This is a genomic window from Kitasatospora sp. NPDC036755 (assembly GCF_040636595.1).
GTDB lineage: Bacteria > Actinomycetota > Actinomycetes > Streptomycetales > Streptomycetaceae > Kitasatospora.
This window is the reverse complement of the sequence record NZ_JBEZUT010000685.1, coordinates 1-1,346: the sequence shown is the minus strand read 5'-3', so window position 1 is coordinate 1,346 and position 1,346 is coordinate 1. Positions and strand designations below refer to the sequence as shown.

Below are 1,346 nucleotides of genomic sequence, written 5' to 3'. Positions count from 1 at the left end.
CTAGGCCGCGATGCCGACCTGATCCGCGAGGAGTCGGGCCGCCGGCCGGACGGACGCCGGGCCGTCGAGGAGCTGGCGGACCATCCCGCGCACGCCCCCGGCACCCCCGTCCCGCTGCGCCTGCCCGCGCCCACCGGGCCCTGGCCCGTGGGCACCGTCGCGCTGCACCTGGTCGACGACAGCCGCCCCGACCCCCTCCTCCCCGCCAAGCCCTACCGGGAGCTCATGGCCGGCCTCTGGTACCCGGCGGAACCCGGCGCCGGGCACCCGACGGCCCCCTGGCTGCCCCCGGCCGCGGCGGCCGACTGGGACGCGCACTCCGCACCGGCCCTCGGTGTCCCCGCCGGCGCCGCCGACTGGCGGGGGATCAGGACCCACGCCCGCATCGGCGCGCCCGTCGCCCGCCGCGCCGGCCGGCTGCCCGTGGTGCTGTTCTCCTCCGGCGACGGCGGCTCGCGTGCCCTCGGCACCACCCTGGTCGAGGAGCTGGCGAGCCGCGGCCACCTCGTCGTCGCCCTCGACTCCACGTACGAGGCCGAACAGGTCGAATTCCCCGGCGGCCGGGTCGAACGCGCCCTCCCGCTCCCCGACGACCTCACCCCGGAGGTCATCGCCGTCCTCCTTGCCGGGCACTCCCGGGCCCGCCTCGCCGACGCCCGTTTCGTCCTCGACGCCCTCGACCGGCTCGCCCGCGGGGACCGCCCCGACAGCGGCACCGGCCCACTCCCGGACGGGCTCGCCGAAGCCGCCGACCCGGCCAGGACCGGTGTGCTCGGGCAGTCCCTCGGCGGCTCCGTCGCCGCCGGGCTCGCCCACGACGAGCCCCGCGTCCGCGCGGCGGCCGACCTCGACGGCGCCCTCCTCGGACCCGCCGCCGACAGCGGCCTCGCCAAGCCCTTCCTGCTGATGGCCTCCGGCACGAAGACCCTGCGCACCGAACCGAGCTGGGCTTCCTGCTGGGCGGCGTCCACCGGCCCCCGGCACGCCCTGCGGCTGCGGGGCGCCGCCCACGGCTCGTACACCGACCTCCAGGTCCTCCTGCCCCAGCTCGTCCGCCGCCTCCCGATCCCCGACGCGGCCGGACTCATCGGCACTGTCGACCCCCTGCGCTCCCTGGCCGCCCAGCGCACCGCCGTCGCCGCCTTCTTCGCCCGCTATCTGACGGGGCGCCCCACCGACTTCCTCGACCGGCCCGGCGACGACTGGCCGGAGCTGGAGGTGCTGCGCTGAACCGGCCCGTCCGGCACCCCTTGTGACGCCGGACGGGCCGGCGGTGGCGGCCGCCGGTCAGCCGTCCCCGCGCCGGCTCACTCCTCGCCCGTCAGCCACCCCCGCGTCACCGCCCG

The 1,346-nt window shown here is 78.7% G+C and carries 1 protein-coding gene; it reads left to right on the top strand.

Features of this window, described 5'->3' with window-relative positions; all coding sequences use genetic code 11:
- On the top strand, window positions 1-1,230 hold a 1,230-nt coding region (locus AB0E96_RS41200; protein WP_359831969.1), incomplete at its 5' end, for a hypothetical protein.
- Window positions 1,231-1,346 lie beyond the last annotated feature (116 nt).